The 26,623-nt window shown below is 63.4% G+C and carries 30 protein-coding genes and 1 pseudogene; 25 read left to right on the top strand and 6 right to left on the bottom strand.

The window, feature by feature from the left end; all coding sequences use genetic code 11:
- Positions 1-307: 307 nt before the first annotated feature.
- From NP825_RS22295 to NP825_RS22285, 3 genes and pseudogenes are all read left to right on the top strand, one after another.
- On the top strand, positions 308-1,474 hold the full coding sequence (locus NP825_RS22295; protein WP_257551728.1) for an SH3 domain-containing protein: 1,167 nt from the start codon (positions 308-310) through the stop codon (positions 1,472-1,474).
- A 63-nt stretch (positions 1,475-1,537) separates the two neighbouring features.
- A pseudogene (locus NP825_RS22290) lies at positions 1,538-1,877 on the top strand (DUF4172 domain-containing protein); the annotation flags it as partial.
- 167 nt (positions 1,878-2,044) lie between these two features.
- A complete protein-coding gene (locus tag NP825_RS22285; protein ID WP_257551727.1) occupies positions 2,045-2,656 on the top strand; it encodes a PAS domain-containing protein in 612 nt (203 codons plus the stop codon).
- Between the two features lie 204 nt (positions 2,657-2,860).
- On the opposite strand, the gene NP825_RS22280 is transcribed toward NP825_RS22285, so the two are convergent.
- Positions 2,861-3,700, bottom strand: a complete 840-nt coding sequence (locus NP825_RS22280; protein WP_257551847.1) for an arginase family protein — start codon at positions 3,698-3,700, stop codon at positions 2,861-2,863.
- Between the two features lie 179 nt (positions 3,701-3,879).
- On the opposite strand from NP825_RS22280, the gene NP825_RS22275 reads away from it, so the two are divergent.
- A complete protein-coding gene (locus NP825_RS22275) occupies positions 3,880-5,994 on the top strand; it encodes a ParB/RepB/Spo0J family partition protein (RefSeq protein WP_257551726.1) in 2,115 nt (704 codons plus the stop codon).
- A gap of 82 nt (positions 5,995-6,076) precedes the next feature.
- Entirely contained in the window at positions 6,077-7,138 is a 1,062-nt protein-coding gene (locus tag NP825_RS22270) for an ArdC family protein (protein ID WP_257551846.1), read from the top strand.
- On the opposite strand, the gene NP825_RS22265 is transcribed toward NP825_RS22270, so the two are convergent.
- On the bottom strand, positions 7,027-7,953 hold the full coding sequence (locus NP825_RS22265; protein WP_257551725.1) for a PLP-dependent cysteine synthase family protein: 927 nt from the start codon (positions 7,951-7,953) through the stop codon (positions 7,027-7,029). The two genes, NP825_RS22270 and NP825_RS22265, sit on opposite strands and share 112 nt — an antisense overlap.
- 164 nt (positions 7,954-8,117) lie before the next feature.
- Between NP825_RS22265 and NP825_RS22260 the strand changes: the two genes are divergently transcribed.
- The 4 genes from NP825_RS22260 to NP825_RS22245 all read left to right on the top strand — a co-directional run bounded on the left by NP825_RS22260 (position 8,118) and on the right by NP825_RS22245 (position 10,126).
- Complete coding sequence (locus NP825_RS22260; RefSeq protein ID WP_257551845.1) at positions 8,118-8,729, top strand: hypothetical protein; 612 nt, start codon at positions 8,118-8,120, stop codon at positions 8,727-8,729.
- A 32-nt stretch (positions 8,730-8,761) separates the two neighbouring features.
- Positions 8,762-8,968 carry a hypothetical protein gene (locus NP825_RS22255; RefSeq protein WP_257551724.1) on the top strand — a complete coding sequence of 69 codons (207 nt, stop codon included), beginning with the start codon at positions 8,762-8,764 and terminating at the stop codon, positions 8,966-8,968.
- A 73-nt stretch (positions 8,969-9,041) separates the two neighbouring features.
- Entirely contained in the window at positions 9,042-9,566 is a 525-nt protein-coding gene (locus NP825_RS22250; protein ID WP_257551723.1) for a hypothetical protein, read from the top strand.
- A gap of 53 nt (positions 9,567-9,619) precedes the next feature.
- Positions 9,620-10,126 (top strand): thermonuclease family protein, encoded by a 507-nt coding sequence (locus tag NP825_RS22245; RefSeq protein WP_020819413.1) that lies wholly within the window; start codon positions 9,620-9,622, stop codon positions 10,124-10,126.
- 32 nt (positions 10,127-10,158) lie between these two features.
- Here NP825_RS22245 and NP825_RS22240 read toward each other — a convergent pair whose 3' ends face one another.
- Positions 10,159-10,653 (bottom strand): hypothetical protein, encoded by a 495-nt coding sequence (locus NP825_RS22240; RefSeq protein WP_257551721.1) that lies wholly within the window; start codon positions 10,651-10,653, stop codon positions 10,159-10,161.
- A 28-nt stretch (positions 10,654-10,681) separates the two neighbouring features.
- Here NP825_RS22240 and NP825_RS22235 point away from each other — a divergent pair, with 28 nt between their 5' ends.
- The 15 genes from NP825_RS22235 (at position 10,682) to NP825_RS22165 (ending at position 23,334) form a co-directional block, all read left to right on the top strand.
- The gene (locus tag NP825_RS22235) at positions 10,682-11,716 is read left to right on the top strand and encodes a hypothetical protein (protein WP_257551720.1); all 1,035 of its coding nucleotides are present in this window, start codon (positions 10,682-10,684) and stop codon (positions 11,714-11,716) included.
- Positions 11,717-11,777: 61 nt separating this feature from the next.
- Positions 11,778-12,422 (top strand): hypothetical protein, encoded by a 645-nt coding sequence (locus NP825_RS22230; protein WP_257551844.1) that lies wholly within the window; start codon positions 11,778-11,780, stop codon positions 12,420-12,422.
- A 262-nt stretch (positions 12,423-12,684) separates the two neighbouring features.
- The gene (locus NP825_RS22225) at positions 12,685-13,989 is read left to right on the top strand and encodes a hypothetical protein (protein WP_306999285.1); all 1,305 of its coding nucleotides are present in this window, start codon (positions 12,685-12,687) and stop codon (positions 13,987-13,989) included.
- Positions 13,990-13,999: 10 nt separating this feature from the next.
- Positions 14,000-14,242: a hypothetical protein gene (locus tag NP825_RS22220; RefSeq protein WP_257551837.1), complete on the top strand. Its 243-nt coding sequence runs from the start codon at positions 14,000-14,002 to the stop codon at positions 14,240-14,242.
- Positions 14,235-14,510, top strand: a complete 276-nt coding sequence (locus NP825_RS22215; RefSeq protein WP_257551836.1) for a hypothetical protein — start codon at positions 14,235-14,237, stop codon at positions 14,508-14,510. The genes NP825_RS22220 and NP825_RS22215 overlap by 8 nt, the downstream gene beginning before the upstream one ends.
- 4 nt (positions 14,511-14,514) lie before the next feature.
- Entirely contained in the window at positions 14,515-14,685 is a 171-nt protein-coding gene (locus tag NP825_RS22210) for a hypothetical protein (RefSeq protein ID WP_020819421.1), read from the top strand.
- Between the two features lie 98 nt (positions 14,686-14,783).
- Positions 14,784-15,050, top strand: a complete 267-nt coding sequence (locus NP825_RS22205) for a hypothetical protein (RefSeq protein WP_257551835.1) — start codon at positions 14,784-14,786, stop codon at positions 15,048-15,050.
- Between the two features lie 192 nt (positions 15,051-15,242).
- The gene (locus NP825_RS22200) at positions 15,243-16,583 is read left to right on the top strand and encodes a ferric reductase-like transmembrane domain-containing protein (RefSeq protein WP_257551834.1); all 1,341 of its coding nucleotides are present in this window, start codon (positions 15,243-15,245) and stop codon (positions 16,581-16,583) included.
- 9 nt (positions 16,584-16,592) lie between these two features.
- Positions 16,593-17,060 (top strand): hypothetical protein, encoded by a 468-nt coding sequence (locus tag NP825_RS22195; RefSeq protein ID WP_257551833.1) that lies wholly within the window; start codon positions 16,593-16,595, stop codon positions 17,058-17,060.
- 63 nt (positions 17,061-17,123) lie between these two features.
- Positions 17,124-19,268, top strand: a complete 2,145-nt coding sequence (locus NP825_RS22190) for a TonB-dependent receptor (protein WP_257551832.1) — start codon at positions 17,124-17,126, stop codon at positions 19,266-19,268.
- 372 nt (positions 19,269-19,640) lie between these two features.
- Positions 19,641-19,973: an energy transducer TonB gene (locus NP825_RS22185; protein WP_021223103.1), complete on the top strand. Its 333-nt coding sequence runs from the start codon at positions 19,641-19,643 to the stop codon at positions 19,971-19,973.
- Between the two features lie 78 nt (positions 19,974-20,051).
- A complete protein-coding gene (locus NP825_RS22180) occupies positions 20,052-20,753 on the top strand; it encodes a VIT family protein (protein ID WP_257551831.1) in 702 nt (233 codons plus the stop codon).
- A 73-nt stretch (positions 20,754-20,826) separates the two neighbouring features.
- The gene (locus NP825_RS22175) at positions 20,827-21,558 is read left to right on the top strand and encodes a cytochrome b/b6 domain-containing protein (RefSeq protein ID WP_257551830.1); all 732 of its coding nucleotides are present in this window, start codon (positions 20,827-20,829) and stop codon (positions 21,556-21,558) included.
- An 85-nt stretch (positions 21,559-21,643) separates the two neighbouring features.
- Positions 21,644-22,321, top strand: coding sequence for a response regulator transcription factor (locus NP825_RS22170; protein ID WP_257551829.1), 678 nt, complete (start codon positions 21,644-21,646; stop codon positions 22,319-22,321).
- Positions 22,318-23,334, top strand: coding sequence for a HAMP domain-containing sensor histidine kinase (locus NP825_RS22165; RefSeq protein ID WP_257551828.1), 1,017 nt, complete (start codon positions 22,318-22,320; stop codon positions 23,332-23,334). Before NP825_RS22170 ends, NP825_RS22165 begins: the two co-directional genes overlap by 4 nt.
- A 191-nt stretch (positions 23,335-23,525) precedes the next feature.
- On the opposite strand, the gene NP825_RS22160 is transcribed toward NP825_RS22165, so the two are convergent.
- Genes NP825_RS22160 through NP825_RS22150 form a run of 3 tightly spaced genes read right to left on the bottom strand, consistent with a single transcriptional unit; the run spans position 23,526 to position 25,188 of the window.
- Complete coding sequence (locus NP825_RS22160; RefSeq protein ID WP_257551827.1) at positions 23,526-23,864, bottom strand: DUF6616 family protein; 339 nt, start codon at positions 23,862-23,864, stop codon at positions 23,526-23,528.
- 20 nt (positions 23,865-23,884) lie between these two features.
- Positions 23,885-24,661 carry a DNA alkylation repair protein gene (locus tag NP825_RS22155; RefSeq protein WP_257551826.1) on the bottom strand — a complete coding sequence of 259 codons (777 nt, stop codon included), beginning with the start codon at positions 24,659-24,661 and terminating at the stop codon, positions 23,885-23,887.
- A complete protein-coding gene (locus NP825_RS22150; protein ID WP_257551825.1) occupies positions 24,658-25,188 on the bottom strand; it encodes a MarR family winged helix-turn-helix transcriptional regulator in 531 nt (176 codons plus the stop codon). The genes NP825_RS22155 and NP825_RS22150 overlap by 4 nt, the downstream gene beginning before the upstream one ends.
- A 313-nt stretch (positions 25,189-25,501) precedes the next feature.
- Between NP825_RS22150 and NP825_RS22145 the strand changes: the two genes are divergently transcribed.
- Positions 25,502-26,614, top strand: coding sequence for an efflux RND transporter periplasmic adaptor subunit (locus tag NP825_RS22145; RefSeq protein WP_257551824.1), 1,113 nt, complete (start codon positions 25,502-25,504; stop codon positions 26,612-26,614).
- Positions 26,615-26,623: the final 9 nt, after the last annotated feature.

Raw genomic sequence — 26,623 nt, 5'->3', positions numbered from 1 at the left:
TTTACAGACGGAAATTGGGTCAAAAAAGCTCCCAATTGCAGACCATCAAAGTCTTTGAGTTCTTCCGGGTTTGACAGTGAACAACATCCCTCCTTTCTGACTGTCGTGCAGAGAGTTGAAAAGTAGGTTCATGAATGAAACGACCGAAGGTCAGGCCCCGCCGGCGTGAAGGGGTTCGATGTCCATACAGTGCCGCGCGCCCCGTCCCATGTTGTGATCGCTCGGTGCGCTGAAAAAATGTGCGCGGTTCACTGTGGTTGCCCAAAAGTTGGTCGAACCGGGGACTCGATTCTGCGATGGAATCTCCATGAGCAACAAATTCCCATTCGGGCCTGACAGCCCGTTGTATGAAGCCATGAAGCTGCAGCGCGAGCAGTCGGACCTTATCAAGCGGGCGATGGGCCCGAGCTTTGCCCTGCCGAGCGCGATCAAGCCGTTGCCGAGCGTCTTCACGGCGCTGGACGCAGTCGAGAAGTCCGGTATCCTCAAGACCGCGGCGATGCTGAAGGGTACGCGCGTTAGCGACACGATAGCGGCAGCCGAGGCGCTGCGCATGAGTCGCGTCCCCGTGCTGAAGGACTTCGCCTCCACGAGCTGGTTGTTGCAGATCCAGAGGACCGCCATGGGGATTAACCGTGATCCCACCGGCATTCTGGCGGCACAAAAGCTGCTGATTGGCTCGACGATCGCGGACATGGTGGAGCTTGGCAGCATGTTCGAGGCGAACAGGTCGATAATCGGAAAGCTGATGGCTGGCGCGCAGGTCGGCGATCAGATCAAGGCGCTGAGCGAGCGCATGGCGCCCAGCCTTGGCATCCTGAAGGTCGCGGCGGAGCGAGCGCGCACGATCGACATGATGACCTTGCGCGCCACGGCCGAGGCTGTGGTGACGAGCAGCGCGGTCGTCATGGCCGAGCAGGTGATCGAGGCCCACCGCCTGATCGAAGCGATCGGCCACGCTGAAGATCCGGCACAGAGTGTCGACCTGCTGGCGGCATTCATGCAGCTGATAGGCGTGATCTTCTCGACGTTCGGCGATAACACACTGAAGGAGCTCCGCAATGTCGGTGCGATCGCGCTCATCGGCTTCATCATGACCGTCTATGGCATCTACAAGGAGGTCGTCCCTGCAGACCTGACGCCAGCAGAGCAGAAGGTCCATGCCGAGATGAAAGTCCAAGTCGAGACCCTGCAGGAGAAGATCGACAAGATCATCGCCGCCAATCAGAAGGCAGACGAAGCCTATGTCGCGAACCTCCCCCGCGCAGAGCTGAAGCGTGACGCGCCGATCCGTCGCGAGCCGCAGGGCAAGGCGCAGATACTGATGCGCGGCGATGCCGGCACCTTGCTTGCCGTGAAGGATAGCCGCGGTAAGTGGCGGCTCGTGGTCTATCGCGATCCGCTCACCGACCAGCTCTCCGAAGGCTGGGTCTTCGCGCCGGCAGTCGAGCTGCTGAACATACCGGAACAGTAACCCTCAACGACTGAAGGGCCGCGCGCAGGCGCCGCCCGGCGCGCTCAGAAGGAGTCGATATTCTCGGCGATGATTAATCGGCATAAGCAAGGCTTATTACGCCGAGCTGCAACGGGCCAGCCAGAGCAACCGGATCGATGACCGGCTGGGTTGGTTCGCCGGTATCGTGCTGGAGGCGCATGGGCGAACGATCGAGAGTATCCGTTTCTTGATCGAGAAGACGTTGATCCGCATGACGGCCTAATGGCCGGACGGCTTCGCTGGGGGGCTGAGCGCGCGCGACTATCGGCACGATCGCGGATGCCGCCTCGGCGACCGCCACGCGCGATCTGGCAGGGCTGGTCGAACTGAGCGCATTAAAGCGGGTCGGCGAGCGGCGATTGCGCGTTATCATCTGGCGATCGTCACCAGCGCCCGCGAAGCTGTTGGATGGCACCTTAAGGTGCGTGTCGTGTGCTCAGAGGTCATTCAGTGTATTTATTGCGTTGCAGATGCCAGCGAGTCGGGGAAACTTCTCGGGACCGGAGAAGTTCATAGATCCGAGGCACAATTGGAACCTTAGGGGGTAATGTGCAACGCTTCATCCTGCACGAAAACTTGAAGAAATTCAGGGCTTGCCTGGACGCAGACGTTGCCGACACCGAGCGCAGCTATCTGCTGCAGCAGATCCGTTCAATTCAACGCGAGCTTGCATTGCTCAACGCCGCCGCACTAGGCGTGCAGAGATATCCTATTGAATTTGGCGTGTTATCATCATGTGATCGGAGCCTTTTTCAACGCCTGACGGAGACCTCTATCCAGCCTACGATGATCATCGATCCGAGGGCTGGTATGCGAATCCTCGACGTCAACGATGCGCATACTGCCATCACCTATACCGAGCGCAGCAAAGTGGCCGGAGAAAGGCTCTTTGACGTCTTTCCGGATAATCCGGATCTTGAGGATGCAACCGGCGTCGCAGGCTTGTTTGATTCCATCCGCATCGCGGCACAGGGACGGCGCCGGCATGCCATGAAAGCACAGCGCTATGACTTGCGGGGTTCCGATGGCCGGTTTCTCGAGCGCTATTGGCAGACGGTGTCCGTTCCGATCCTGAATGACGAAGCGCAGCTGGTGTGCATTCTGCATCAGGCACGAGATGTCACCGAAACAGTCGGCACTGCGGGTTTCGCTGGTCACTGACACCCTCTAATGACGTCTCGTCGGCGGTCAGCGCCGCTCTCACAGGAGAAGTCCGTCACATTCAGATTGTGAAGCATCGCGTAGCGGTGACGACGTTTACCTCGAGATCGGGGGAGGGCGTGTCCAAAGCGGCGAGGATAGCTTCGCGAGTGGTGCGCCATTGGTATTCCGAAACTCGGGAGCGGTTTCAGCCTACAGCGCGTTTCATGCTTTTATGATGGGTAACTCGGCAAGGCTGTTTCTCAGGCGCAGCATGTCCCATGGCAGATGTTCGGCGATGGCAAGGCCAACCATATCCACTGCCGCGCCGATCTCTTTCAACAGGCGCACCACCTGGTCCAGCTGCATACGGCCTTGCTCTATTCCATCGAAGGCCCTCTCGGGCATGCCGGGCCTGTTGAACAGCAGCGGCGAAAAATGTGCCGGATCGAGGACATCGAGGTCGAAATGTACCGCAAGATGCGTGATTCCCTCGGTTTCGATCCAGTCGAGGATCGGCCGGCTGCTGTCAGCAAGGACGGCTGGCGGGATATGCCGGATGCCCAGTTCCTTCAGGATCAGGTCTTCATCCGCGTTCCACCCCTGCATGCCGGCGATCATCACACGCCGGGCGTCCAGCTTGCGGGGCACTTCCGCCGTGAAAGCCTCGTCGCCCCGGCCAAGCAGCAGGGCAAGCACATGGGCATGGGCGTGCGAAAACTCGGCAGCGCTCATCACGTCGGGATGGGCATCGAGCCAGAGAACGCCCAGCTTTTCACCATATCTGCGGTTTAGATACGCCATCGGCGCAAGATCGACCAGGCAGTCGCCGCCAAGCGTTACGATCCGATCGGGTGCATGCCGCTCGATGGCTTCGCGCGCCGCTCTTGCTTGAGACAAGAGGGCGGCGCACCACTTGATGCCACGGCTAACCGGCGGGGAGCTTCCGTCCGGTTCCGGAACCGCCACGGTTTCCTCGGGGCCGTCATGCGGCGGGGCAAGCCAGCGCAACAATTCGGAACCAAAGCGATAGGCGGGTTCATCGCCACCCTGCCATTGCGGCATGTTCAAACGGAGCGTCGTGGAGGTCACCGCAGATCATATTCTTTCGAGGCCGGAAGAGAAGACAATGTAGGTTGTCCGGCGGAAAAAAGCCACACCCACGGAGCGTCCCGGGGTTCGAGAGGGAAGGGGGAGTGATGCTGGTGTCCGGGCTGATCCGGATGCCAGAAGGAGTTCCTCCGATGACCACGACCGTTAAGCTCTCGAAGCTTACGCTTTCTCCCATCAATGTCCGCAGGCGGCCCGACGACCTGCTGGAAATACCGCAGATGGCCGCCGATCTCGAAGCTCGCGGCGTACTCCAGAACCTGCTCGTCACGCCTGTGAAAAAGCCGCGCGGCACTTTCGAGGTCTTCGATGGAGGTCGCCGTCTGCGCGGTCTGCTCATGCTCGCCGAGCGCGGCACCATCGACCCTGAAACCTACGATGTTCCCGTCAAGGTTCTCGTCGGTGACGAGGCGACACTGTCCGAGACCTCGACCGCGGCCAACTTCCATCAGCTCAAGATGACGCCCGCCGAGGAATGCCGGGCCTTCCAATATTTCATCGGCCTCAACAACGATATCGACGGTGTCGCCAAGCGCTTCGGCCTCACCCGTCGGTTCGTCGAAGGGCGCCTGCGTCTCGCCACACTGGCCGAGCCCATCTTCGAGGCGCTGAGCGAAGGCACAATTACCCTCGACGTCGCGAAAGCCTATGCCTCGACCGAAAACCAGGAGAAGCAGCTTCTCGTCTGGAACAGCTACGGCACCAGCTATGCCAATGCCGACACCATCCGCCGCGTCATCGCCAACGAAACGATGAAGTCGACCGATCCGGTCGCGATCCTGGTCGGCGAGGACCGCTATGCCGAGGCTGGCGGCAAGATCGACCGCGACCTTTTCAGCGACAGCGGCGACAAATGGGTGAACCCCGAGATCGCGCAGCGGCTCGCCGCGGACATCATGGAAGCGGAGGCCAAGCGGATCGGCGAGGAACTCGGTCTCGCCTGGATCCGGCCGATCGCGTCGAACTACACGCATAGCGCGGCGACCGGCCTCTACCGGGTGATCCTGCCGCAGCCTGATTTCACCGAGGCGCAGCTGGCCCGCCTCGATGCGATTGCACAGCGGCAGGAAGCCATCGCCGAGGAGATGGATGACGAGTCCATCAGCGAGGAGGCGTACAAGGCGCTCGACCAGGAATATGATGCCCTGTCCGAGGAAGAACACGCGCTCCACAACATCCCGCCGGTGCTGCCTGACGAGATCAAGCCGCTCGTCGGCGCGTTTCTCAAGCTGACGCCCAGAGGCGAGATGGTCCTCGACACCGAATATTATAGCGAGGAACCGGTCAGCATCGGCGGCGCTGATGAAAACGGCGAGGACGACCACGGCGATGGTGCCGGCGGTGGCGGTTCGACCGGCCCGGGCGGCAGCTACACGCCGCCTGCTCCGCCGCCCGAAGCGATCGCCCCGGGCGGCAAGCCGCTCAGCGCCCGGCTCTACGATGAGCTGGCGATGCAGCGGCGCGACGTGCTCGCAGCGACCCTGCTCAGCCATCCGGCCCTGGCGCTCGATTATGCGCTCTTCGTCATGATTGACGATCGCGTCAGCACGTTCAGCGCCTATGGCTCGACCATTCGCGCTCGCTCGCCGCAGGATCCGGTGAATGGCGACCAGCCGGCGACTCGCGCGCGGGGCTATCTCGCCGAAGCCCATGACGGGCTCGATGCGACCTGGCTGGAGCACAAGTCCGAGGTCGACCGGTTCGAGGCGTTCCGGGCGCTCGACGACGACAGCAAGGCGGCCTGGCTCGCCTATATCGTGGCGATGTCGCTCGAAGCGAAGGTGAGCTACCGTGCCGAGCAGTGCCCGCTCCACAACCGGCTGGCGACGATCATGGACGTCGATGTCGCAAGCTGGTGGCGGCCGACCTCGGAAAACTTCTTCGACCGCATCAGCAAGGGCTCGATCCTGACGCTGCTCGCCGATGTCGGCGGCGCGACGCTGACCGCGCGCCACGCGACGATGAAGAAGTCGGAGATCTCGGAATCGTGCGCGAAGCTCTTCGCGGGCGAAGCGATCGTCGAGCCCGAGGTCCGGGACGCGGCACTCGCCTGGGTGCCCGACGCCATGCGCTTCCTCGACAAGACCGAGGCGGACGATCTCGAACCCGCCGAAGGCGATCCTGAAGAGCAGGCGACCGGCGAGCCCGAGGATGCCGAAGAGGCTGGCGCGGCTGGCGCCGACGAGATGGCGCCCGGCATCGGCGACGTCGAAGCGGAATCGCCCGATCAGGACGCTCTCGCGGCCTGACGCCGCTTTCTCCTGGATGCCTTGCCGCCGGCGCACGGTCCCGCGCCGGCGGCCTTTTCCCCTTCCGCACGGAGAAGCTGCCATGTCCCTTGCGAAACGCACGAGCCGCGATGTTGCCGCCGAAATCACCGACCTCATCATCCGCAAGCTCGAAGAAGGTGTTCCGCCCTGGTCGAGGCCCTGGCGGCTGAACGGGGCGGGCGGACGCCCGCTGCGTCATTGCGGCACACCGTATCAGGGCATCAATACGCTTTATCTCTGGGCGCTCGGCGATGCCCAGGGTTATCGTTCGCGCTACTGGATGACCTGGCGCCAGGCGGAAACGCTAGGCGGGCACGTCCGCAAGGGTCAAACCGGCGCGCTTTCGGTTTATTATTCCTCGTTCAAGAAGCGTGAGGAGCACCCCGAAACCGGCAAGCAAGTGGAGCGGAGCATCCGGTTCCTGCGCCATTACATCGTGTTCAACGCCGATCAGATCGACGGTCTTCCAGCCTATTTCTACCCCTCTGACGAACCGGAGCAGCCTCTGATCCCGTCCGAGCGGCAGGCGGCGATCGACGCCTTCTTCACGGGAATCCCCGCCGACGTTCGCCATGGCGGAAACCAAGCCTATTTCAGTCCCACCTTCGATCACATCCAGCTGCCGAACCGAACGGCCTTCCGCAGCATGGATCACTATGCGTCCACGCGTTGCCACGAGACGGTTCACTGGTCGGGCCATTCCAGCCGACTCGCACGGACCTTCGGTAAGCGCTTCGGCGACAAGGCCTATGCGTTCGAAGAACTGGTCGCGGAGATCGGGGCGGGGCTCTGCTGTGCTGACCTTGGTCTGCCCAACGTCCTCCATGACAGTCATGCGAGCTATGTCGGGCATTGGCTCGGCATCCTGCGCGGCGACACCACCGCGATCATCCATGCCGCGGCCAAGGCTGAACAGGCCTTCGCCTATCTCAGGAGCTTCGGCGCAGAGAGCAAGGCGTCGCCGGCAGCCGGCCGGATGCACGCCGATCGAGGCCGTTCCCCCGCCGGGGTTCAGTATTTCAGGCCGGTATCGCAAAGCACCGTCGCCACGACGGCATCAGCCGTCAACCGCCCCGATGTCAGCAGCTTTGCCGCGGCGCAGACGTTCGCGGCGGCAGAATAGCCGACGTACAGGCCCTCGCGATGAGCCAGAGCACGACGCCACTCCTCAGCTTCGTCATCGCTGACGCCGAGACTCATATCCATCAGCGATGGATCCCAGTGCGGCGGAACCGTGCCATAGCCGATGCCCTGAAGCTTATGCCGGGCGTTGGCCACCGGCTCTCCGGCCAGCGGCCGCGCGTTCAGCGGTTCGACCGCGGCGCAGACCGTGCCGGGATTGGCGCGCTTCAACGCCTTTGCAACGCCCATGAAGGTGCAGCCCGTGCCGACCGCTGCAACCCATCCGTCGACCGGACCACCGAACTGCGCCAGGATCTCCGGGCCTGTCGTGGTCTCGTGCGCCGCGATCCCCTCTGCGGCGTTGAACTGATCGACGTAGAAGCCGTCCCGCTCCCGGGCGATCGCGCAAGCCGCCTGTGCGGCGGCATCGACATCGGAACCCGTCACCTGGCCCGGGCTTCCATCCACCTGGGCGATGAGCACCACTTCGGCGCCCAGTCCTTCGAGCATCTTCGCTCGCGCCGGACTGTTGCCTGCCGACATCGTGACGACGAGGGGATGGCCGAGCGCGGCGCATGCCACCGCCAGTCCGGCGCCCATGTTTCCGCTCGTCATTTCCACGACCGGCATTCCGGGCTTCAGCCGGCCATCCTCTCTTGCGGCAAGCAGGATCGCCTTGGCGGCACGGTCCTTCACGCTTCCCCCGGGCAGCAGGAACTCGGCCTTGGCAATGATGCGCCCAGGACCCGTGTAGATGCGATCCAGTGCGATCAAAGGCGTGCTGCCGATTATCTCAATGGCCGACGCGGCGAGCATGACTGCTCCGACAATGACGGGTGCGGAAGGTCGCATCCGCACGCCATGAAAATACCACGACTTTGATACGCGGGCGTTCGCCTGCTGACCAGCGCTCGCGGCCCGACGATCCTCAAACCGGAAACGGCCAGCGGCCGGTTTCCCTCCTCAAGAAAGGACTCATCATGGGATGGCTCTTCATGCCCTTTACGTCGATGGGCGGCCACAAGACCGCCAAATCCTATCTCGACGCGCAGCTTACCTACGAAAACACACTCGAGGACGGCAGCAAGCGCGGCCTCAGGGTGCTCGCCTCCTCCTGCCCGGGAAATCGGACCTATTACGCCGCCGCCCAGGAAATCGTGGACGGCATTGCCGGCAACGTTTTCGCAGTAGTGTGCCTGGTGCGCTGGAATCCACGCTCGCGCGATGGCCACCAATTCGGGTACAAGGATATGAGCGAAAATATGGGGCCATGCGAGGCCGACTGCCCCGCAGCGATCCTTGATCTGCTGAGCCCGACCGAGCATGAATATGCGCTCGACTGGCGCGCGCGTTGCCGGGCGAACCTTGCGCACCGCGCGCGCAAACTTGCGGACGGGGATCGCATCCGGCTTCCCGATCCGGTGACCTTCACCGACGGTAACGTCGCGCAGGAGTTCGTCGTCTGCAAGCGCGGCCGGAGGCTCGTGCTTCGCGATCCGCAGAATGGCTGCTTCTACCGGATCAGTGGCCTCATGACGCGCGCCTGGGTGATCGTACCGGTCACCAAGATCCACAAGACGCTGTTTGCATGAGCGTCAATCCTCGAGGAGAAAGGGATCAGGTCATGACGACGGCCATCGACAGGCGTTGTCTGTCTCCCAAACGCCAGTTGCTCTGCAGCCGCGAGAATGCCCTGCGCGTCGCCGGCCGGATTTTCGATCATTCGCAGGGTAAGGTAAGCATCCTGCGCACCACCGATCCGCTGCAGCCTTTCCGCATCTCTACCGACCCTGCGTCGTCGGGCCTGATCGTCCTCGAGATGGTCGCCTGAAGCCCTCTCTATTCATGTCTTCCCGAGCAAAGCCCATCCGCATGCTGACCGCCGCTGCAACGCAGCCAGACCCATGATCCCGCCGGTCGCGACCCATGGCAAGAGGGAAGAGGGATGGATGACGGTGTTCTCCAAGCTGGAAGGATCCGCCATGGACACTAACTTTTACATCACCGCGCGGTCTTCGAAATTCCCCCTCGACTACGCACACAGCAGGGACGACGCAGCCGCGCTGCTCGCGCGTCACCGTGATCGCTTTCCCGACGCTGTTGTCGAGTCCACCAACGCCTATTTCGAACGCACGCGCGCCGAAACATTGGCGTCATTTCCCCTCAGCCGGATCACGCAGCGTTTCTACGACGCTATGCTGAGCGTTCTCCCGCCACAACATATCAAGGGCGTTGCGGGCTTCTTTCTCTCCGAAGCGGCGACCCAGAACATCCACGCCCAGTTCATCGCGCATGGCGGCCGCACCTACGGTGGTTACGCGGACCTGGCGCGCGAATCCCGCAAGATCTGGACCATTGCCGACGTCCTTGAACTCGAAAGCCGGGCCGGCGCGCGCACCTTGACGTTCGACTGGTTTCCTGGGGACTGAACTTCGTGTTCGACGCAATGGAAAAGATCAGCGCCCTTTGTCATAGACATCGAATGTATCGTTTTCTGTGTTTCCTATTCCTTGTCTCCGCATGCGACGTCCGGGGTGCTCCCGTCAATGAGCCGGGGTTTACCGCATCTGCTCGCGCGCTCGATGGCGACACGATTGCAGCCGATTTCCGTCTCCTTGGTGTCGATGCGTTCGAGCGCCGTCAGCTCTGTGAACGGGCGCGGTCGTGCTGGGAATGTGGCAAGGCGGCTCAGGATCATGCCGCGCGGATTCTGGGCGAAGCCGATGCCCAAATCCGGCTCACCAACCGTTCGAGCTATGGCCGGCCGGTGGCGACTGTGACCGTGAAAGGCCGCGATCTCGGAGAGACGCTGATCCGCGCGGGCCTCGCCATTCCCCAACCCCAATTCCTGAAAACCGATCCGGCGCGTGCGAAGCAATATACCGAAGCCTTTGCCGCCGCGCAGCGAAACAAGGCTGGCGCGTTCGCCGGCCAGTGGATCGAGCCGGCTCGATGGCGGCGCGGCGACCGCCTCGCTTGTGAGCGGTGATCTCCAAGGCTGGAGCGGCGCGCGCGGTCCCGTCAGGCAGTGAGGCCGGGATCGGCCCACCAGGAACGGCCTTGCCTGAAGTTCTCGGTTGAGGCGACGACAGGGCCATCCGGTTCGTCGGCTACATAAGGCGAAACCAGCGGACGTGCCCTGATTTTCCGGCGGTGGATGCTACCCGCGACGCGGCCGCGCGCTTCGAGCAGCTCTTCGAGCCACATCAGATCGTCGAGCATCTCGACGATGCCGCGGCCAGCGAGGCAGAAATAGATGCAGCGCTGGAAATCGTCGCCTGCCGGATTGCTCAGGATGGACGCGAGCTTGCGCTTGCCGCCCGTCTCACCCTCATGGACCCAGGACACCGCCCCGCGCAGTTCGCGCACCGAATAATAGGCATCCTCGACATGCATACTGATCGCCGCATTGGCCAGCATGCGGCGAGTGGGGCGGTTTTGATCGTCAAGCGCGGCATCACGCAGCGTCACATCGAGATCGAACGGTTCAAAATAGCGGGCGGCCTGCTCGGTCATTGAGAATCTCCCTTGAATGGAACATAACATGAACAAAAGCTCGGTCAAGCCACGCTCGATCGCTGTCATGGTGGGACTGCCGCACCTTGCTGATGGGGCGCTCCTGCGGCGCGCCCGACAGCTTCAGCAGCCCGTCCTGATTTCCGCCAATGCGCTGTCGCGCTGGTCGACGAAGCGAGGTTGGCGCGAATGGACCGGCTGGACGATGCGACCACTCATGAATGCGCATGGTCTTCGCAGCCTCAGCCTCGACAGCGCGGGGTTCAGCGCCATGGTCACTTATGGGCGCTACCCCTGGACGGTCGATGATTATGTCCGCCTGGCCGCGGCCTATCCTTTCCGCTGGTGGGCAAGCCTCGACTATTGCGTCGAGCAGGAAGTGGCCGGCGAGCGCGACGAGGTGCTCGACCGCATGTCCCGTACCATCCGGGCCAACATCGAATGCCGGCGGCGCGCTGAAGATGCCGGGATCGATGCGACCTTCATGCCGGTCATCCAGGGACGTCATCCCGGTGATTATGAATGCTGTGCAGAGGCGCTCGCGCATATGATCGAGCGCGCCAGGCTTGTCGGTGTCGGTAGCATGTGCCGGCGCCCCGTCCATGGCGCGGATGGACTGATCGCCGTCGTTGATCGTCTCGACCAGGTGCTGCCAAGGCAGACCCGTCTGCATCTCTTCGGTGTCAAGGGCGCCGCCATCTCCTATCTCACCGCCTTTGCCCATCGTATCGCCTCGATCGACAGTCAGGCCTATGGGGTCAGCGCGCGCATCGCCGCGCGACGTTGCGGTCAAGCCAAGACCGACTGCCTGGTGGCAGACCATATGACGCAGTGGTTGCACAGACAGCAGGCTCGCCTTGATCGGCCTTCGCGACAGTTGCCGGTGCAACCCGAGGTGCCGCCACCTCCCGAACCGGCAGACCCCTGGGAGCGGGCGATCGCACAGGCGCGCCGCGAGATACGCGATCTCATCGAAACCGGCGATCTCGATCATGACGAGACGACGGCCCTGTGGACCGAGCAATGGGCAGCGGACATCTACAGCGCGGCATCAGCGGACTGAAGGTGAGGAGAGGGGGGACGGAGGTGTGAGCGGCCGAACCGCTCGAGACCCGGAGACTCTCATGAATTATGATCTCGCCTTCCGCTACAGTCAGGCTCTCGATCCCAGCGCGCTGATCACGATCGGCACGGCGCTGCATGCGATCCACGCCGCCATCACCGATTGCCGCAACGCCGGCCTCGATCTCGAACGTGATCCGGCGGTTATTCTGCTTGCGCGCCATCTGGGGACGGTGTGCGAAACGCGTGCAACGGATGCGGATCTGCGGCGCGACTGCATCGCGCGGATCGCCGAGCTGCGAAACCGGCCGGTTCTGAAGACGCTCGCCTATCGCGGCGTCGCCCATGACGAGCCCGCCAAGCGCCTGTTTCATTCGGAGGGGCGTGCCGCCATGCGCCGCCTGGCCGACGCCCTCGCGCTCGACGAGGGCAGTTTCGATATCCGGTCCAACAAGGGTGGTCCCGCCGTGTCAGGTGAAGTGACGCTGCACGGCGAGGATCTCTGGGTGCAACTCTCGCTCGGCCTCTCCGGCCCCGATCGGGAAGTGTGCTTTCGCAAGGTGCAGGGCCGCGACGATCATCTTGGAGACCGTAATCGATGGGCGTCAATCCGCGAACTTGTCGACCCGGGCCGCTTCGCCGCACGAATCCGGCGGGAGCTTCGCTTGTCCACGTCGCAGCCCGTTGTTCCCCGTCTCGTCGCCTGAACGAAGGCCATCATGCACATTCTTTTCGTCCGCGTCGGGATCTGCGTCCAGGAGTCGGGCTATTCCTATCGCCTCTATGTCCCTTTCACTGAAAGTTCGTTCGAACGGCAAGCGTTGATCTCGGTGCATTCCGATTTCAGGCGCGGGCTTGCGCGCGCGTCTGCCAGTTGTGGGTGTGATCGAGAAACTGTCGGAGCGGTACGCTGTCCTCTCCGACCATCGCCGCCACGTCTCCTGGGATTCGCATCGAAGGAGACCGATGATGTCAGAGCCGTTTGACCCCGCTGACACCGACGCATGGATTGCCCATGGTCGAAGCCCGGTACAAGCGGCGGCGCTCGCTGATGCCTGGCGCCGCTTCCCGGACCTTGCGAACGATTCCCCGCTCGATCAGCGCATGGCACGTATGCGCGAGCGTGTCGCGGCACTGCGGCCGGTGATGGAAGCGATGGCGCATATGGCCGAGGCGGAACGACAGGCCCGCAATTTCGCCTTCACCGCAAGACGAGTCGCCGAGGGACAGGGGGATGATCGCGATCGTGCCATTCTGCGCGCGCGCGATCTCCATGGCCATGACTGGGATCGATCGGTCCGCTATGCCGATGGCTGGTATGCCGCGCATGCGGGCTGGGATCCCGAATGCCGCAAGCCTGGCCCACTCGATGCGGTCGCCGAAGCCTATGATCACGGCTTTTGCGATGGTGGCGGTAACCGCGATGACCTCTTCGACACCGCGCGCCGCGCCTTGATGGTGGATCGCACACCAACGTCTTCAGCCATTTTGCCCGCGCGGCCTCGTCCCAGCGAATGGCTCAAGCCGACTGACGTGCCGCGGCCGGCACGCTGGCATCGTCGCCTCCTCCTGATCGGTGCGCCCGAAGCCGGACTGGTCGCCGCGCCGGCAAAAACGGCCCTGCTTCGTCCGGCTCTCGATTCCTGCTCGGGCTGCGGGGAGGCGACCATCGTCGTCATTTCCGGAGCCGGTTTTCACCCTCTCGATAGGGCCGATACGGCGCTGCCCCTCGGTGGCCCCGAAGCACTGGAGGGACTCGCGTCCGATCGCGCACTCCAGGCTTGCTTGCGGGCGCTGCTCGGTGACCGCGACTTTGATGACATCCTTGTCGCTGCCCAAGGGTATTATCTGGCTTTGCTCGATGCACATGCTGCAGCGCTTCCGCTTTGCCGGACAATGGAGCGAACGCGGAACACCGCGCTCCAGCAACGGACGCACTTTCGTATCTGGCTCGATCGTGGGTTTCTCGCGGGCCAGACGGTCGGGGCAGGCCACATTCGTTGGGGCAAGGCCGTCAATGGCCTGACGGGCCGGCTTGGAGAATTTACGGCCCGTTATGCCGGCAAGCTTCCCCCGCGCGGCCACCGCATCGTCATCGAAACCGCCGACGGTAAGCCTGCCGCGGGCTTCGTCACGGCGCGAGGCGAGCCATTGGCATGGGAAACTGTCATCGCAAATCGCGCCCGTCTGCGCAGTACGATGGCAGCGCGCCTGCGGGCATTCGGCGGTGCAACGCGGCTGGCATGGCCAAGGCCAGCAAACACGTCAATCTAGGGAAGGAACGATGATGAAAATCCGAAAGGTGACTATTGGCGTCACGCTGTTGATGCATGACAGCGATGAGGATCGCCTCTCGACCATGAGCCTCGCCCGTATCGGCGAGGAAATGGACTTCGGTGACATGGTTGGCGCCTTCGCCATCACATCCGCCGACAATGTCCCACCCCATGCCCTGCAGGCTGAACTCACCGCGCTCGGCAACGACGGAACCTTCTTTGACGACAGGATGGAGCACGCAGATGACTGACGGATCGTCCATGACGAAAGCATGCACAGTCGCCGCAGTGCTGTGCGAGTTGCTCGAGACCCACATGCAGGCATGCGACGTGGGAGGGCGGCCGTCAGGGGATCACCACCATCATATCGTCTCGGCCGTGCATGGAACCCGTGCTGACGTGGAAACCCTCTCCAGCTGTGAAAATGAAGACGGTGTCGAGATCGGGTTGACGCTCAATGATGGCGCCACCTTCCGGATACAGGTTGAGAGCCTGTCCGCATCTCCTGGTCAGGAATAGCCCCATGACCGAGGACGAATTCGATCAACTCGTTGATGATGCGACGCATGCAGTCAACAATCTAATCCCGGATCTCTATCTCGACGGCATGGGCGACACTGCCCATAGCGGTGTGCTTTACGCGATCAATGATGCCCTCAGCACTATATTGCGGGACGTCATCGAACCCCGCTGATGACTTCGGCCTCGATCGGGGCTGACGATGTCGGCTGTGCGCCAAGGCATCTGGGCCTGTCACCCGCGATCATTCCAATGCCTCAAAGGGAGATCAGCATGTCTGCGCCAACCCATTTCGTTCACGTCTATGCCACCGTGCGCGTCAAACTGGGCGTGACCGCACATGACCAGCTTGCAGCAATGAAGGAGGCAGATCGCCTTCTCTTTGCCAACGGTTTCGGTGTTCGTCTGATTCCGAGTGCTACAGGAGAGCTTGAAGCGGACTACGCCGAAGAAGTGTCCGGCTATCTTGTCGATGAGGCGGGCGACCACGAATACGACCGGAGCCGGACTTATGCTGCCGATGGTGCACCCATTTCGTGAAATATATCACGCTGCGAGGCCTGACACTATCGAATTTGGGTAATGCTCGTCAGGCTTTCGTCAGACTTGTCGGCGATGTTCGCATGCGCCGAGCAAGGGGTTATGCCTTCTTGTCCGAAATCAATCCCACAGCTGGCCCGATCGCTACAGGGCGAAGGGAACAATTGACGCAAGGGCCGGACAAGGATCGAAATGCGCAACCTGCGACTGACATTCTGGGGCCTGGCCGCCTTGGTCACCATGTTGTGGCTTCTCGCGGACCTGTCCATATTCCGGTCATCCGGTTTTTTCGCGATCCGCAACGCGGCGGTGCAGTATAGCGGCGCGCTGGCGATCGTCTGCATGAGCGTCGCGATGATGCTCGCCATCCGCCCCCGCTGGCCCGAACATGGGCTGGGCGGACTGGACAAGATGTATCGTCTCCACAAATGGCTCGGCATCGCGGCATTGGTAACGGCCATCGCGCACTGGCTGTGGGCGAAGGGTCCGAAATGGGCCGTGGGGTGGGGCTGGCTCGAACGACCGTCGCGTGGCCCGCAACCGCCCGCAAGCAATCCTGTCGAGGCCCTGTTCGCCAGTCTCCGCCACACGGCGGAGGGTCTGGGCGAGTGGGCCTTTTATGCCGTGGTTGCGCTGATCGCCGTCGCGCTCATCCAGCGCATTCCCTACCGCTTCTTCTATCGAACGCATCGGCTTCTGGCGCTGGCCTATCTCGTGCTGGTCTTTCATGCCGTGATCCTGACGACGTTCGGTTACTGGCTGTCTCCGTTCGGTCTCACGCTGGCGGCGCTGCTTGCCTGCGGCACCGGGGCGGCGATCCTCATTCTGTCGCGCCGCGCAGGCCGGGATCGGCAGGTATTCGGCAGGATTGCCGCCATCCACCATTATCCGGGCGTGCAGGCGCTCGAGACCATCGTCGACATGGGGGAGGGGTGGCCCGGCCACCGACCCGGCCAGTTCGCCTTTGCCGTGTCGGACCCGGCCGAAGGGCCGCATCCCTATACCATCGCGTCCGCCTGGCGCGAGGATGAGCGGCGGATCACCTTCATTACCAAGGGCTTGGGGGATCATACGCGGCGCCTGCCCGAAAAACTGCGCGTCGGCCAGGAGGTCAGGATCGAGGGCCCCTATGGATGCTTCACATTCGATGATGATTGCGCCCGTCAGATCTGGATCGGTGGCGGGATCGGCATCACGCCGTTTATCGCCCGTATGAAGTATCTGGCCCAGAGTGCCAGTGGATCGCACCCGGAGATTGATCTCTTCCACTGCACGGCCGAAGCGGATGACGAGGCTCTGGGCAAGCTGCAAGCGGATGCGGCGGCGGCCCATATTCGCCTGCATGTTCTGGTCGATGCACGCGATGGCCGCCTCGATGGCGAGCGAATACGCGCCGCCGTGCCGGAATGGAGGGAGGCGAGCCTCTGGTTTTGCGGCCCCCTTGGCTTTGGTGAAACGCTGCGCCGGGACTTTGCCGCGCTGGGCTTTCCGGTAGCGAAACGTTTCCATCAGGAACTGTTCGCGATGCGCTAAGTCAAGGCGATGTATGCGAAAAAATACGACTTGTCACCTCGACATCAGCAGGACCGATTTCTAAAGACCGCTCCCGTGACCATGATCCGCTCCTTCTTTGCCCGGCATCGCTGGCTGGCCATCTGGCTGGCCGGGGCCGCGCTCATGCTGAAGGTGCTGGTGCCGGCCGGGTTCATGCCGACCGTCTCTTCGGGTGCGATATTGGTCCAGCTCTGCTCGGGCCAGGGTCCGCAAACGGTCATGATGGAGCTTCCGGGCAGGTCCGGCGATCATGATCCCGCGGATCACAAGCAGGCCGACAAGCCTTGCGCTTTCTCGGGTCTGTCGTCGCCGGCGCTCGCCGCCGCCGATCCGATCCTGCTGGCGCTCGCCATTGCCTTCATCCTGGCGATGGGCTTTCTTGGCCTATCTTTCGCCCTGCCCGCTGCCTCGCCATTTCTGCGGCCTCCGCCAATAGGACCGCCAACAGCCGCCTGATCCCTTTCGCCGTTCGTTTTCAACGGCGTGCGGACCGCCGCGCGCCTGGATCAGGATTCATCCATGTCTGTCATTTCCAAAGCCGCGAGCGCGGCTGCAATATTCTATGGCCTGTCGGCCGCGAGCGCCTTTGCGCAGGATACGCAGGTTCTTCCGTCCATCGAGATCGATTCCGAGGATCGCCCTGCCGGTCCCGTGTCGTCCGAGGTCCTTTTGCGTGACAAGGTCGCCCCCCTGCAATCGGGAACAAGCGATACGGCAGCGCTGATCGGCCGCCTGCCGGGGGTCAGCAGCTTCGGCGCCGGTGGCTTTTCCAGCCTGCCGGTGATCCGGGGCCTCGAAAGCCAGCGGCTGACCATATTGGTCGACGGCGTGCCGATCGACATCGCCTGCACCAATGCGATGAACCCGCCTTTGTCCTACACCGATCCGCAGACGATTGATGCGATCAGCGTCATCACGGGCGTGACGCCGGTCAGCATGGGCGGTGACAGCATCGGCGGCGCGATTTCCGTCGAAACCCTGACACCGCGCTTCGCCAAGGCGGGCGAACGGTTGCTGACGGGCGAACTGTCCACTTTCTACCGCAGTAACGGCGACGGCTTCGGCGGCGCACTTTCGATCACGGCGGCAAGCGACCGGCTCAGCCTCAGCTATGCCGGTTCCTTCACCCAGTCCGACAATTACAAGGGCGGCGGCCGTGACGGCACCGTCCGTTCGACTGAATACAAGAAGACGGACCATGCGCTGAGCCTGGCCGCGCAAACCGATATCGGCCTGTTCGAACTGAGGGGCGGCTATCACTTCTCGCCGTACGAGGGCTTTCCCAACCAGTATATGGACATGACATCCAACAAGAGCTGGTATCTGAACGGTCACTGGAAGGGCGCCTTCGACTGGGGCGATCTGGACCTGCGCGCCTTCTATCGCGACACCGACCATCGGATGAACTTCCTGGCGGACAAGGGCGGCACCGCGACCGGCGGTATGCCCATGAACACCGAGGTTCATAGCGCCGGCTATACGCTCAAGGGCGACATTATGCTGTCCAATCGCGACACGCTGCGTCTCGGGAGCGAATTCCACCACCAATGGCTCAATGATTACTGGCCGGCGGTCGCGGGCCACATGATGATGGGGCCCAACACTTACATCAATGTGAACGGCGCGAAGCGCGACCGGCTTGGCACCTTTGCCGAATGGGAGGCGAAGTGGACGCCGCAGCTCACCACGCTGGTCGGCGTGCGCAACGATCAGGTCTGGATGAACACCGGCGAGGTCCAGCCCTATTCCACCTCGATGATGAATATGGCCGACGCGATGGCGGCCACCGCGTTCAACGCCGCGGATCGCAAACGGCATGACAGCAACTGGAGCGCCACGGCCCTTGTCCGCTATGCGCCGAGCGATCAGGCGACGCTCGAACTGGGCTATGCGCGCAAGAGCCGTTCACCGGGCGTCTATGAGCGCTACAGCTGGGGACGCGGTTCGATGTCGAGCCGGATGATCGGCTGGTTCGGCGATGGCAACGGCTATGTCGGCGATCCCGCCCTGAAGCCCGAAAGGACTGATACGATAAGTGCCGCGGTCAGTCTGAAAGGCGCCGGCGCCAATGGCTGGACGCTCAGGATCGCACCCTATTACACACGCGTCCATGATTATATCGATGTCGTGAAACTGGCCGATTTCACCAATATGATGGGCATGCCGACGGGGTTCGTGCAGCTTCGGTTCGCCAATCGCGAAGCCGAGCTATATGGCGTCGATGTCTCGGGTTCGCTTGCGCTGTGGCAGTCGTCATCGGCCGGCACGGCGAAACTGACCGCAACGGCAAGCTGGTTGCGCGGGCGCAATCTGGACGACGGCGGGTCGCTCTATCATCAGATGCCGTTCAACGCGACGTTTGCGCTGGAGCATCGGCTCGGGGGCTGGGAGAGCGCGGTCGAACTGGCGGTCGTGGCGGACAAGAACCGGGTCGACGCCACGCGCAACGAACCCCGAACGGACGACTATGCGCTCGTCAATCTTCGGACCGGCTATGCCTGGGGCAATTACCGGCTGGGCCTGGATGTCCAGAACCTGTTCGACAAGGGCTATGATCTGCCGCTGGGCGGCATGTCGCTCGGCGATTACAAGGCGACTGGCGACTTGCGGCCGGTGCCTGGTCGTGGCCGCTCCTTCAACATCGGCCTGACTGCGAAATTCTGAGGCATGGCCGCCAGTCCAGCATACCGGCTGGCCCAGGCGAGCGATACGAGGGCTTTCGGGTTCCTCGTGTCGCTTGCCCTGCATGCGGGTGTTCTTGCGGCCTATGGCCTGTGGAGCCACAGTCCGCGCCTAATCCCCGAAAGGCGGGAGGAGCCCCGCACAGTCACGATCATGACGCTGCCTTCGCTCGAAACCGAACAGCCGTCTGCCCGCCGGCCGAAAGCCGCCCCCAGGCCGGCAAATCAGTTGACGCCCCCCAGTACAACGCCAGCGACACGCGCGCGGCAAGGGCCGCAGGCGTCGCCCGACCGGTCTGCCTCCGATCAGGCTGCCTTGACGCTACCTGTCGCACCGTCGCCCTTGCCTGCCCGCATGAACGTCGACATGCCGCATCCCCAACCTGCTTCGCCGCAGGCTGCGTCATCAACGCTCAGCACTGCGCGTGCGGCCTATCTTCGGCGGTTGTGGGAATGGATTGCCGCGAGACGCCCGGCGGGTCTCCATCTTGAGGGTGAGGCGCTGATTAATTTTTCCATCGGTGCTGACGGCGCCTTGCGCGAGATCTCGCTCGCGCAATCCAGCGGCAATGCGCAGCTTGACCGGCTCGCCCTTCGCACGGTTCGCCTGGCGGCGCCCTTTCCGCGCCCGCCTGAAAGTCTCGGCGTGGGAACGCTCGATTGCGTCCTGCCTTTCCATTTCAATTAGCGCCGGAAATCACATTGCGTCAGGGGCTGGTCAGCAAATGCGGTCATGGTCTTGTGCCGACCCTTGGCTGGAGGACCCATGACCCGCTTGCACGCTCACCCCGAACGACATGCAGTATCGCGTATCGGCTGGCTCCGCGCGGCGGTCCTTGGCGCCAATGACGGTATCGTTTCCACAGGAAGCCTCATCGTCGGCGTCGCCGCTTCGGGAACGGACCGATCAGGCATCCTCGTTGCCGGCATCGCGGCGCTTGTCGCCGGCGCCATGTCGATGGCGGCTGGCGAATATGTCTCGGTCAGCTCGCAGGCCGATACCGAGAAGGCGGACCTCGCCCGCGAAACGGCGGAACTGACCACGCAGCCCGGGCTCGAGCGGCAGGAACTGGCGGACATCTATATGGCGCGCGGCCTGGACCCCGATCTTGCGTTCAAGGTTGCCGACCAGCTCATGGCGGACGATGCGCTTGGGGCGCATGCCCGCGATGAGCTGGGAATTTCCGACATATCCACGGCGCGGCCGTTGCAGGCGGCATTCACATCCGCCGCGACGTTCAGCGCCGGGGCGATCATGCCGCTGGCGGTGGTTGCCGCCGCGCCGGGACAGCAATTGATACCGCTCGTCGTCGCCGTTTCGCTTCTGTGCCTCGTGCTGCTCGGGGCGCTTGGCGCGAAGGCGGGCGGGGCCCCTGTCATGCGGTCGATCGTCCGCGTCACGTTCTGGGGCGCCCTGGCGATGGCGCTGACGGCAGGCGTGGGCGGCCTGTTCGGAGCGGCTGTCTGACGTGATCGCTGCCCCGCGTTCGTCAGCGCGCCGTCAGCAATCGCTCTTATGGCAAAGGTCAAGGAGACAAATGATGCTCATGGCAAAAACGAGCTACAGTGATAGTTTCAGGGTCTGGGATGTGCCGCTCAGGCTTTTCCACTGGCTGCTGGTCGCAGCCATCACGATTGCCTTTCTGTCCTCGGAAGGAGACAGCCCCATCGCGGACTGGCACATGGCGGCAGGCTGGACCGCCGCTGTCCTGCTCGTCTTTCGTCTTGCCTGGGGGTTTATCGGCGGCGAGCATGCGCGCTTTGCCAATTTCGTGCGACCGTCACGCCTTCTGTCCCACGTCCGGGAACTTGTGACGGGTCATCCACAACGCACGATCGGGCATAATCCGCTGGGCGCGCTCGCTGTTCTGGCCATGCTCATTGCAACCGGCGCGGTGCTGTGGACCGGCATCCAGGTCGACGCGGGGCAGGCCGACGAGGATCTTCACGAGGCGATTGCCTATGGCCTGCTCGCGCTCATCGGCGTTCATGTCGCAGCAGTGGTCCTGATGTCCGTCTTCACCCGCGAAAATCTCGCGCGCGCCATGGTCACCGGTCGCAAGAGCATCGCTCTGCACCCTGGCGCCCACGATGCCCATCGGCCGGCCGTCGTCGCGGTGCTGCTGGCCGTCCTGGTGGTCGGGATGACGGTGTTTGGCATCCTGCGCTACGATTCCGCGGCGTTCAGTGCGCAGTCGCACGGTGAGACAAAGGAAGGGCATGAAATCGAAGGTGGAACAGCTGTTCAAGACGAGGATAATGACCGGGATTGAGACGGCCTCTTTCGATCCCCGCGCGGGGCTGGTCAGATCGCAGGGCGGGAGTTGAGCAGGGATCGTGCTAGGAAAGCCGGCATAGATGCGCGTTCTTGTCATAGAGGATAATGACCGGCTGGCGAAGCTGGTTGCGGACGGCCTTCAGCGCCGGGGCTTTTCGTGCGACATCGCCACTTCCCTCTCCGATGCCGACAGCGCACTGGGCGGGGCGGTCTATGATGCGATCGTGCTCGATCTCGGCCTGCCGGACGGCGATGGCGTCGCCTGGCTGGCGAACCGCCGCCAGTATCGGCAAATGCCGCCCGCGATCATCCAGACCGCGCGCGGCGCGCTGGAGGACCGGGTCACGGGGCTTGACGCCGGCGCCGACGATTATGTCGTCAAGCCCGTCGAGATCGATGAACTGGCTGCGCGCATTCGCGCGTTGCTCCGCCGCCCCGGCCCGCGCGTGCAACCTGTGCTGGAAGCGGGCTGCCTGCGGTTCGACACGGCGGCGCGCACGGCGCACTGCGGGGACCGCGCCATCGATCTGTCCCGCAGGGAGGCCGACCTCTTGGAACTGCTGCTGCGGCGGGCGGGAACCGTCGTCCGCCGCGAGACGATCGAGGACGCGCTCTACAATTTCAACGAGCCGGTGACGCCCAATGCCGTGGAAGCGGCGGTCTCCCGCTTGCGCCGGAAGCTGGACGAGGCCGGCGCCACTGGCGCGCTCCACACCATCCGCGGCGTCGGCTATATGCTGAAGGATGTCGCGGCGTGACCTATCGGCGCTCCGTGTCGCGCAAACTTGCGCGAGGGCTTGCTCTCGTCGGCCTTGTCGGCACCATCTTGTTGCTTGCAGCGGTCGTCTTTTTCTACAGCCTGACATTCGACGATCTGACGGCGCAGGACGCGCTGATCAAGGCCGTGCGCGAGATGCTGGAGCATGTCGCGCTTCCACTGGTCGTGCTGATGGTGCCCGTCGCCTTCGTCGTGCGGCGCGTGATCCGACAGGCTTTTGGCTCCCTTGAGGAAGCCGCAACCGCGATCGAGGCCGCGCGTGGGCACGAACGCGGCTTTCGCATAGACACGTCCCATCTGCCGGCCGAAGCCCTGCCGTTCACGGATGCCGTCAATGATCTGCTCGGCCGGCTTGACGATGCCGCCATGCGCCAGGAAGCCTTTGCCGCCGATGTCGCGCATGAACTGCGCACGCCCCTCGCGGTGCTGTCGCTCGAATTCGACCGGCTCGATCATGACGACGCCGCGCGCCTCAAGCATGACGTTGCCGCGATGCGCCGCCTGGTCGACCAGCTCATGCTGCTCGCCCAGGTCGATGCCGCCGCCGCCGCGCAATTTCCGCTGGAATCCGTGTCCCTTGTCGAGATCGCGCGCGATGTCGTCAGCTTCCTGGCCCCGGGCATCATCGCGGAAGGGAAAGCCATCATGCTCGATGCAGGCAGCGCGCATCCAGTGGCGCGGGGCCGGCGCGAAGCGATCGCCGCCGCCTTGCGGAACCTCATCGAGAATGCTGTCCGGGTGACGCCATCGGGAGGCACGGTGACCATACGAGTTGGCCCGGATCCGGTGATCGCGGTGGGCGATGGCGGAGAGGGCCTCTCACCCGATCGGCTTTGCGAACTCGTGCGGCGGCACAGCCGGGCGGACCATGCCAGCACCAACGGCGCCGGGCTTGGCCTGGCGATCGTCGACCGGATCATGGCGGCGCACGGCGGACGGCTGACCACCGATCCCGCCGCGCGGGAATTGTCCCTGCATTTCCCAGGTGCCTGATCTCGCACGCGCTCCCTGCCTATAAAGAGATGCGTTTCAACGACATATATATATATATGCCTCTCCCCATCGCCGTCAGGGTACATTTAGCGCGAAGTCGCACCATCGACCCAACCGCTTTCCTGTCCGGTCCCTCGCAGTTCGATGCGCGCACATCCGCGCCTGGCGTGTTTCGGGACTTTCGCGAACGGCTATATCGCTGCGAGTTGCGCAAGATGGCTGTTCAGATCGACGCCGGGGCCAACCGCGTTGATCGTTTCGAAATAGTCATGCCACCCGGAAGCAGCGATGCCTGACGCAAGGGCGGCTATTGCCGCCGCGTCGGGCGCGCGCCAGATTGCGAAGAATTTTTGCGATGGAGCATGGAGGGTCGCCGCATCTGTTTCACCCAAGGCGATTGCTTCCACGCCAAGGGCCGACAGCGCGGCCATGCCGGAGCCGATGGCCTCGAAAAACTGGCGGCGGCCGTTCTGGTCGAGCGTCAGCCAAGCGGGTTTCGGGGAATAGAGTTCGGCCAGATAGTGCGCCATGTGAGCGGTCCTTTCGTATGTCAGCTCTTGCGGTCGATGGTGCGCAGGGCACGCTTGCAGATTCGGGTGGTTGCAGGCGTGGCGTTTTCGTCCGACCATCGGCCGCAGAGCGACCGCACCCAATCGGGCCGGTCCTTGCTGGCGTCGTTCAGCCAGTTGCCAACGGAGTCCTGCACATAAGGGGCGGGATCGGCCCGGAGTGGTTCGAGGATCGGCAACGCCCTTTCCGGCTGTTGCCGCAGCGTTCCGAGATGGGCGCACCACACGCCGCGCGGCCGGGTTGCTTCGCTGGCGAAGCGCCGCAGGCGTTCGGACGGTTCGGCTGTCCAAGTGGCGAGCAGCGCAATGGCACTGTCGAGATCGGCGGCGATATGCGGCCGAACGGCCATCCATGACCATTCCCGCACCCCGAAATGATGATCGTCGGCAAAAGGCCGGATTGCGTCGAGCCGGGCGGCAAGAGGCATGCTGTCGGTCGCACCGATCATGAAACAGGCCCAACCGCGCGCCGTATCGGATACATGGTTGCGCAACTCGTCCACGGTGGCGAGGCCGTGCCATTCATGGATCAGGCGTGCAGCCAACGCCATGCGCCGCGAAATGCCCTCGCCCGCCGCTTGCTGCATCGTCGCTATAGCATCTTCCCCGATTTCGGGGAGAACGGCGCGCATAAGGGCGGCGAAGTCCACGGCCAGGCACTCGGTCAGCGTGGTGGCCTCGACAGCGCCAGCGTTGAGCAGGACGAGCCGGGCTGGCTCAATATCCGCGACACGTTTTCCCGACCGGCCAGCACTCACCGGGGATCGCCAGCAGCAACGGCCGTGCTGTCCTTCGCCGGAATCTCCACATTACGCCAGACCCGCAGCAGCAGGCTGCTAAGAGCTTCGCGCTGGCGCTGGTCGAAGCCCGCGAATAGCGAGCCAATCCATTGGCTATGCTCATTGAACAGATCGAACGCCACGGCCTGTCCCTTGGTCGTCAGACGCACCGACACCTTGCGGCGATCTTCCTTGTCACGATGTCGGGCAAGGAAGCCGTCCCGCTCCAATCCATCGAGAAGGCCGGTAATCGTGGCGCGCGTGACCCCGGCCCGTTCGGCCAGCTCATGCGGTGCAAGTCCTTCCGGCAGATCGCGCAGCAGGAACAGCAGAACGAATTTCCCTTCCGAGAGGCGATGCGGCGCAAGGCGTGCAGCGCAAGCCCGGTCGATGGCCGAGGCCAGCGCCAGGACCTCGAAACAGAGCCGCATATTCTCCGTGTCCGGTTGTCCACGGCGTTGCATTTCATCGAGCAAGGCAAGGTGCTTCTGTTCCAGTAACGGCATATGGCAGCATATAATATGCCGCCTAATTATAAGTCAATGTCGCGAAATTCTGAAATATCCCTACAAAATCGGCAGCTTTGAATGGTCAGGTGAACCTCGTCAGCCCTCTGTCGACCGAGCAAGGATCAATCCGCCGACCAGCGTCAAGAGCCGCCGCAGGGCCGACACCGCGCAGTCTTCGACCATGCGGGCATCGACGATCGCGCCAAGCCGCGCCATCTTAAGGAAACACCAATGGTGGCAAGGTCGATCAGTTCGGCGCGACGGATGGCCCCGTCAGGGTTTCGTCAGTTTCGCACATTAGGCGAAGCCCATGTCGAAGCGGAACTATATCGTTGCCGGCCTTGCCGTCATCGCGCTGGCGCTGGGTGTCTGGTGGCTTGCCGGGTCCGGCACGGCGCCTGAACCCGCCCCTTCATCCCCCGAAGCCGGGAAAGCGGCACCGGGCGTTCTGCCCGTTGACCGCACGCAGGCCGCGCAGCTTGGTATCCGCCTGGCGCCCGCCGTCACCGCGAGCGAAGCCCCCATCGCCGTCATTCCGGCGGTGATCCAGCCGCCCGCCAATGCGCGCGTGGCCGTGGCCGCGACCTTTCCCGGCGTGGTCATGCGGACGCTGGTGGTTGAAGGCGATACCGTCCGGCAGGGCCAGCCGCTCGCGGTTATTTCCAGCCGCGACGTGCTGACGATGGGGGCCGACCTGACGCGGGCCAATGCGCGGGCAGGGGTCGCGCGGTCGAACGCTGCCCGGCTCTCGCAGCTTGCCCGCGAAGGCATCATCGCCGGCGCGCGCGCCGATGAAGCCCATGCACTGGCGGCCGAAGCAGGCGCCGATGTCGCCGAAAAGGCGCGCATCCTCAAAATGGTCAATGGCGAGGGGAGGGGCGGCACCTATACGCTGACCGCGCCGATCGCCGGGCGCGTCACGACCGCCAGCATCCAGACGGGCAATCCCGTGGACGGAACCACCGCGCCTTATGTGATCGACGCCGCCAACCGCTATGAGGTTGTCGGCCAGTTGCCTGAACGGCTCGTCGGTACGGTCCGGCCGGGCATGAGCATATTGATCGAACCCGACATCGCCGGGCGCGTCACCGCCGTTGGCTCGACGATAGACCCCGCCACCCGTTCCGCCATGCTCAAGGCCGAGATTCCCGCCGGGCCGGGCATCATCGCGGGGCGCGCGACCAGCCTGTCGCTGTCCGGGCCGGCTCCGGCCGGCGCCGTCAGCGTGCCCGGCGAGGCGATAGCCATGATCGGGGACAAGACTATCGTCTTCATTTCGACTGGTGACGGATACGCGATCCGCGACGTGAAGAAGGGCGGTTCCGTTGGGGGACAGACCGTGCTGCTTTCGGGCGTCAGGCCGGGTGAGCAGGTGGTCATTTCCGGCACGAGCGCGCTCAAGGCGCTCGCTTTGTCGCGATAGGTCCGGGCC

It is taken from the genome of Sphingopyxis sp. DBS4 (assembly GCF_024628865.1).
In the GTDB taxonomy this organism is placed as follows: domain Bacteria; phylum Pseudomonadota; class Alphaproteobacteria; order Sphingomonadales; family Sphingomonadaceae; genus Sphingopyxis.
Note: the sequence above shows the minus strand (reverse complement) of the source record. Positions and strands in the feature narration are given on the sequence as shown.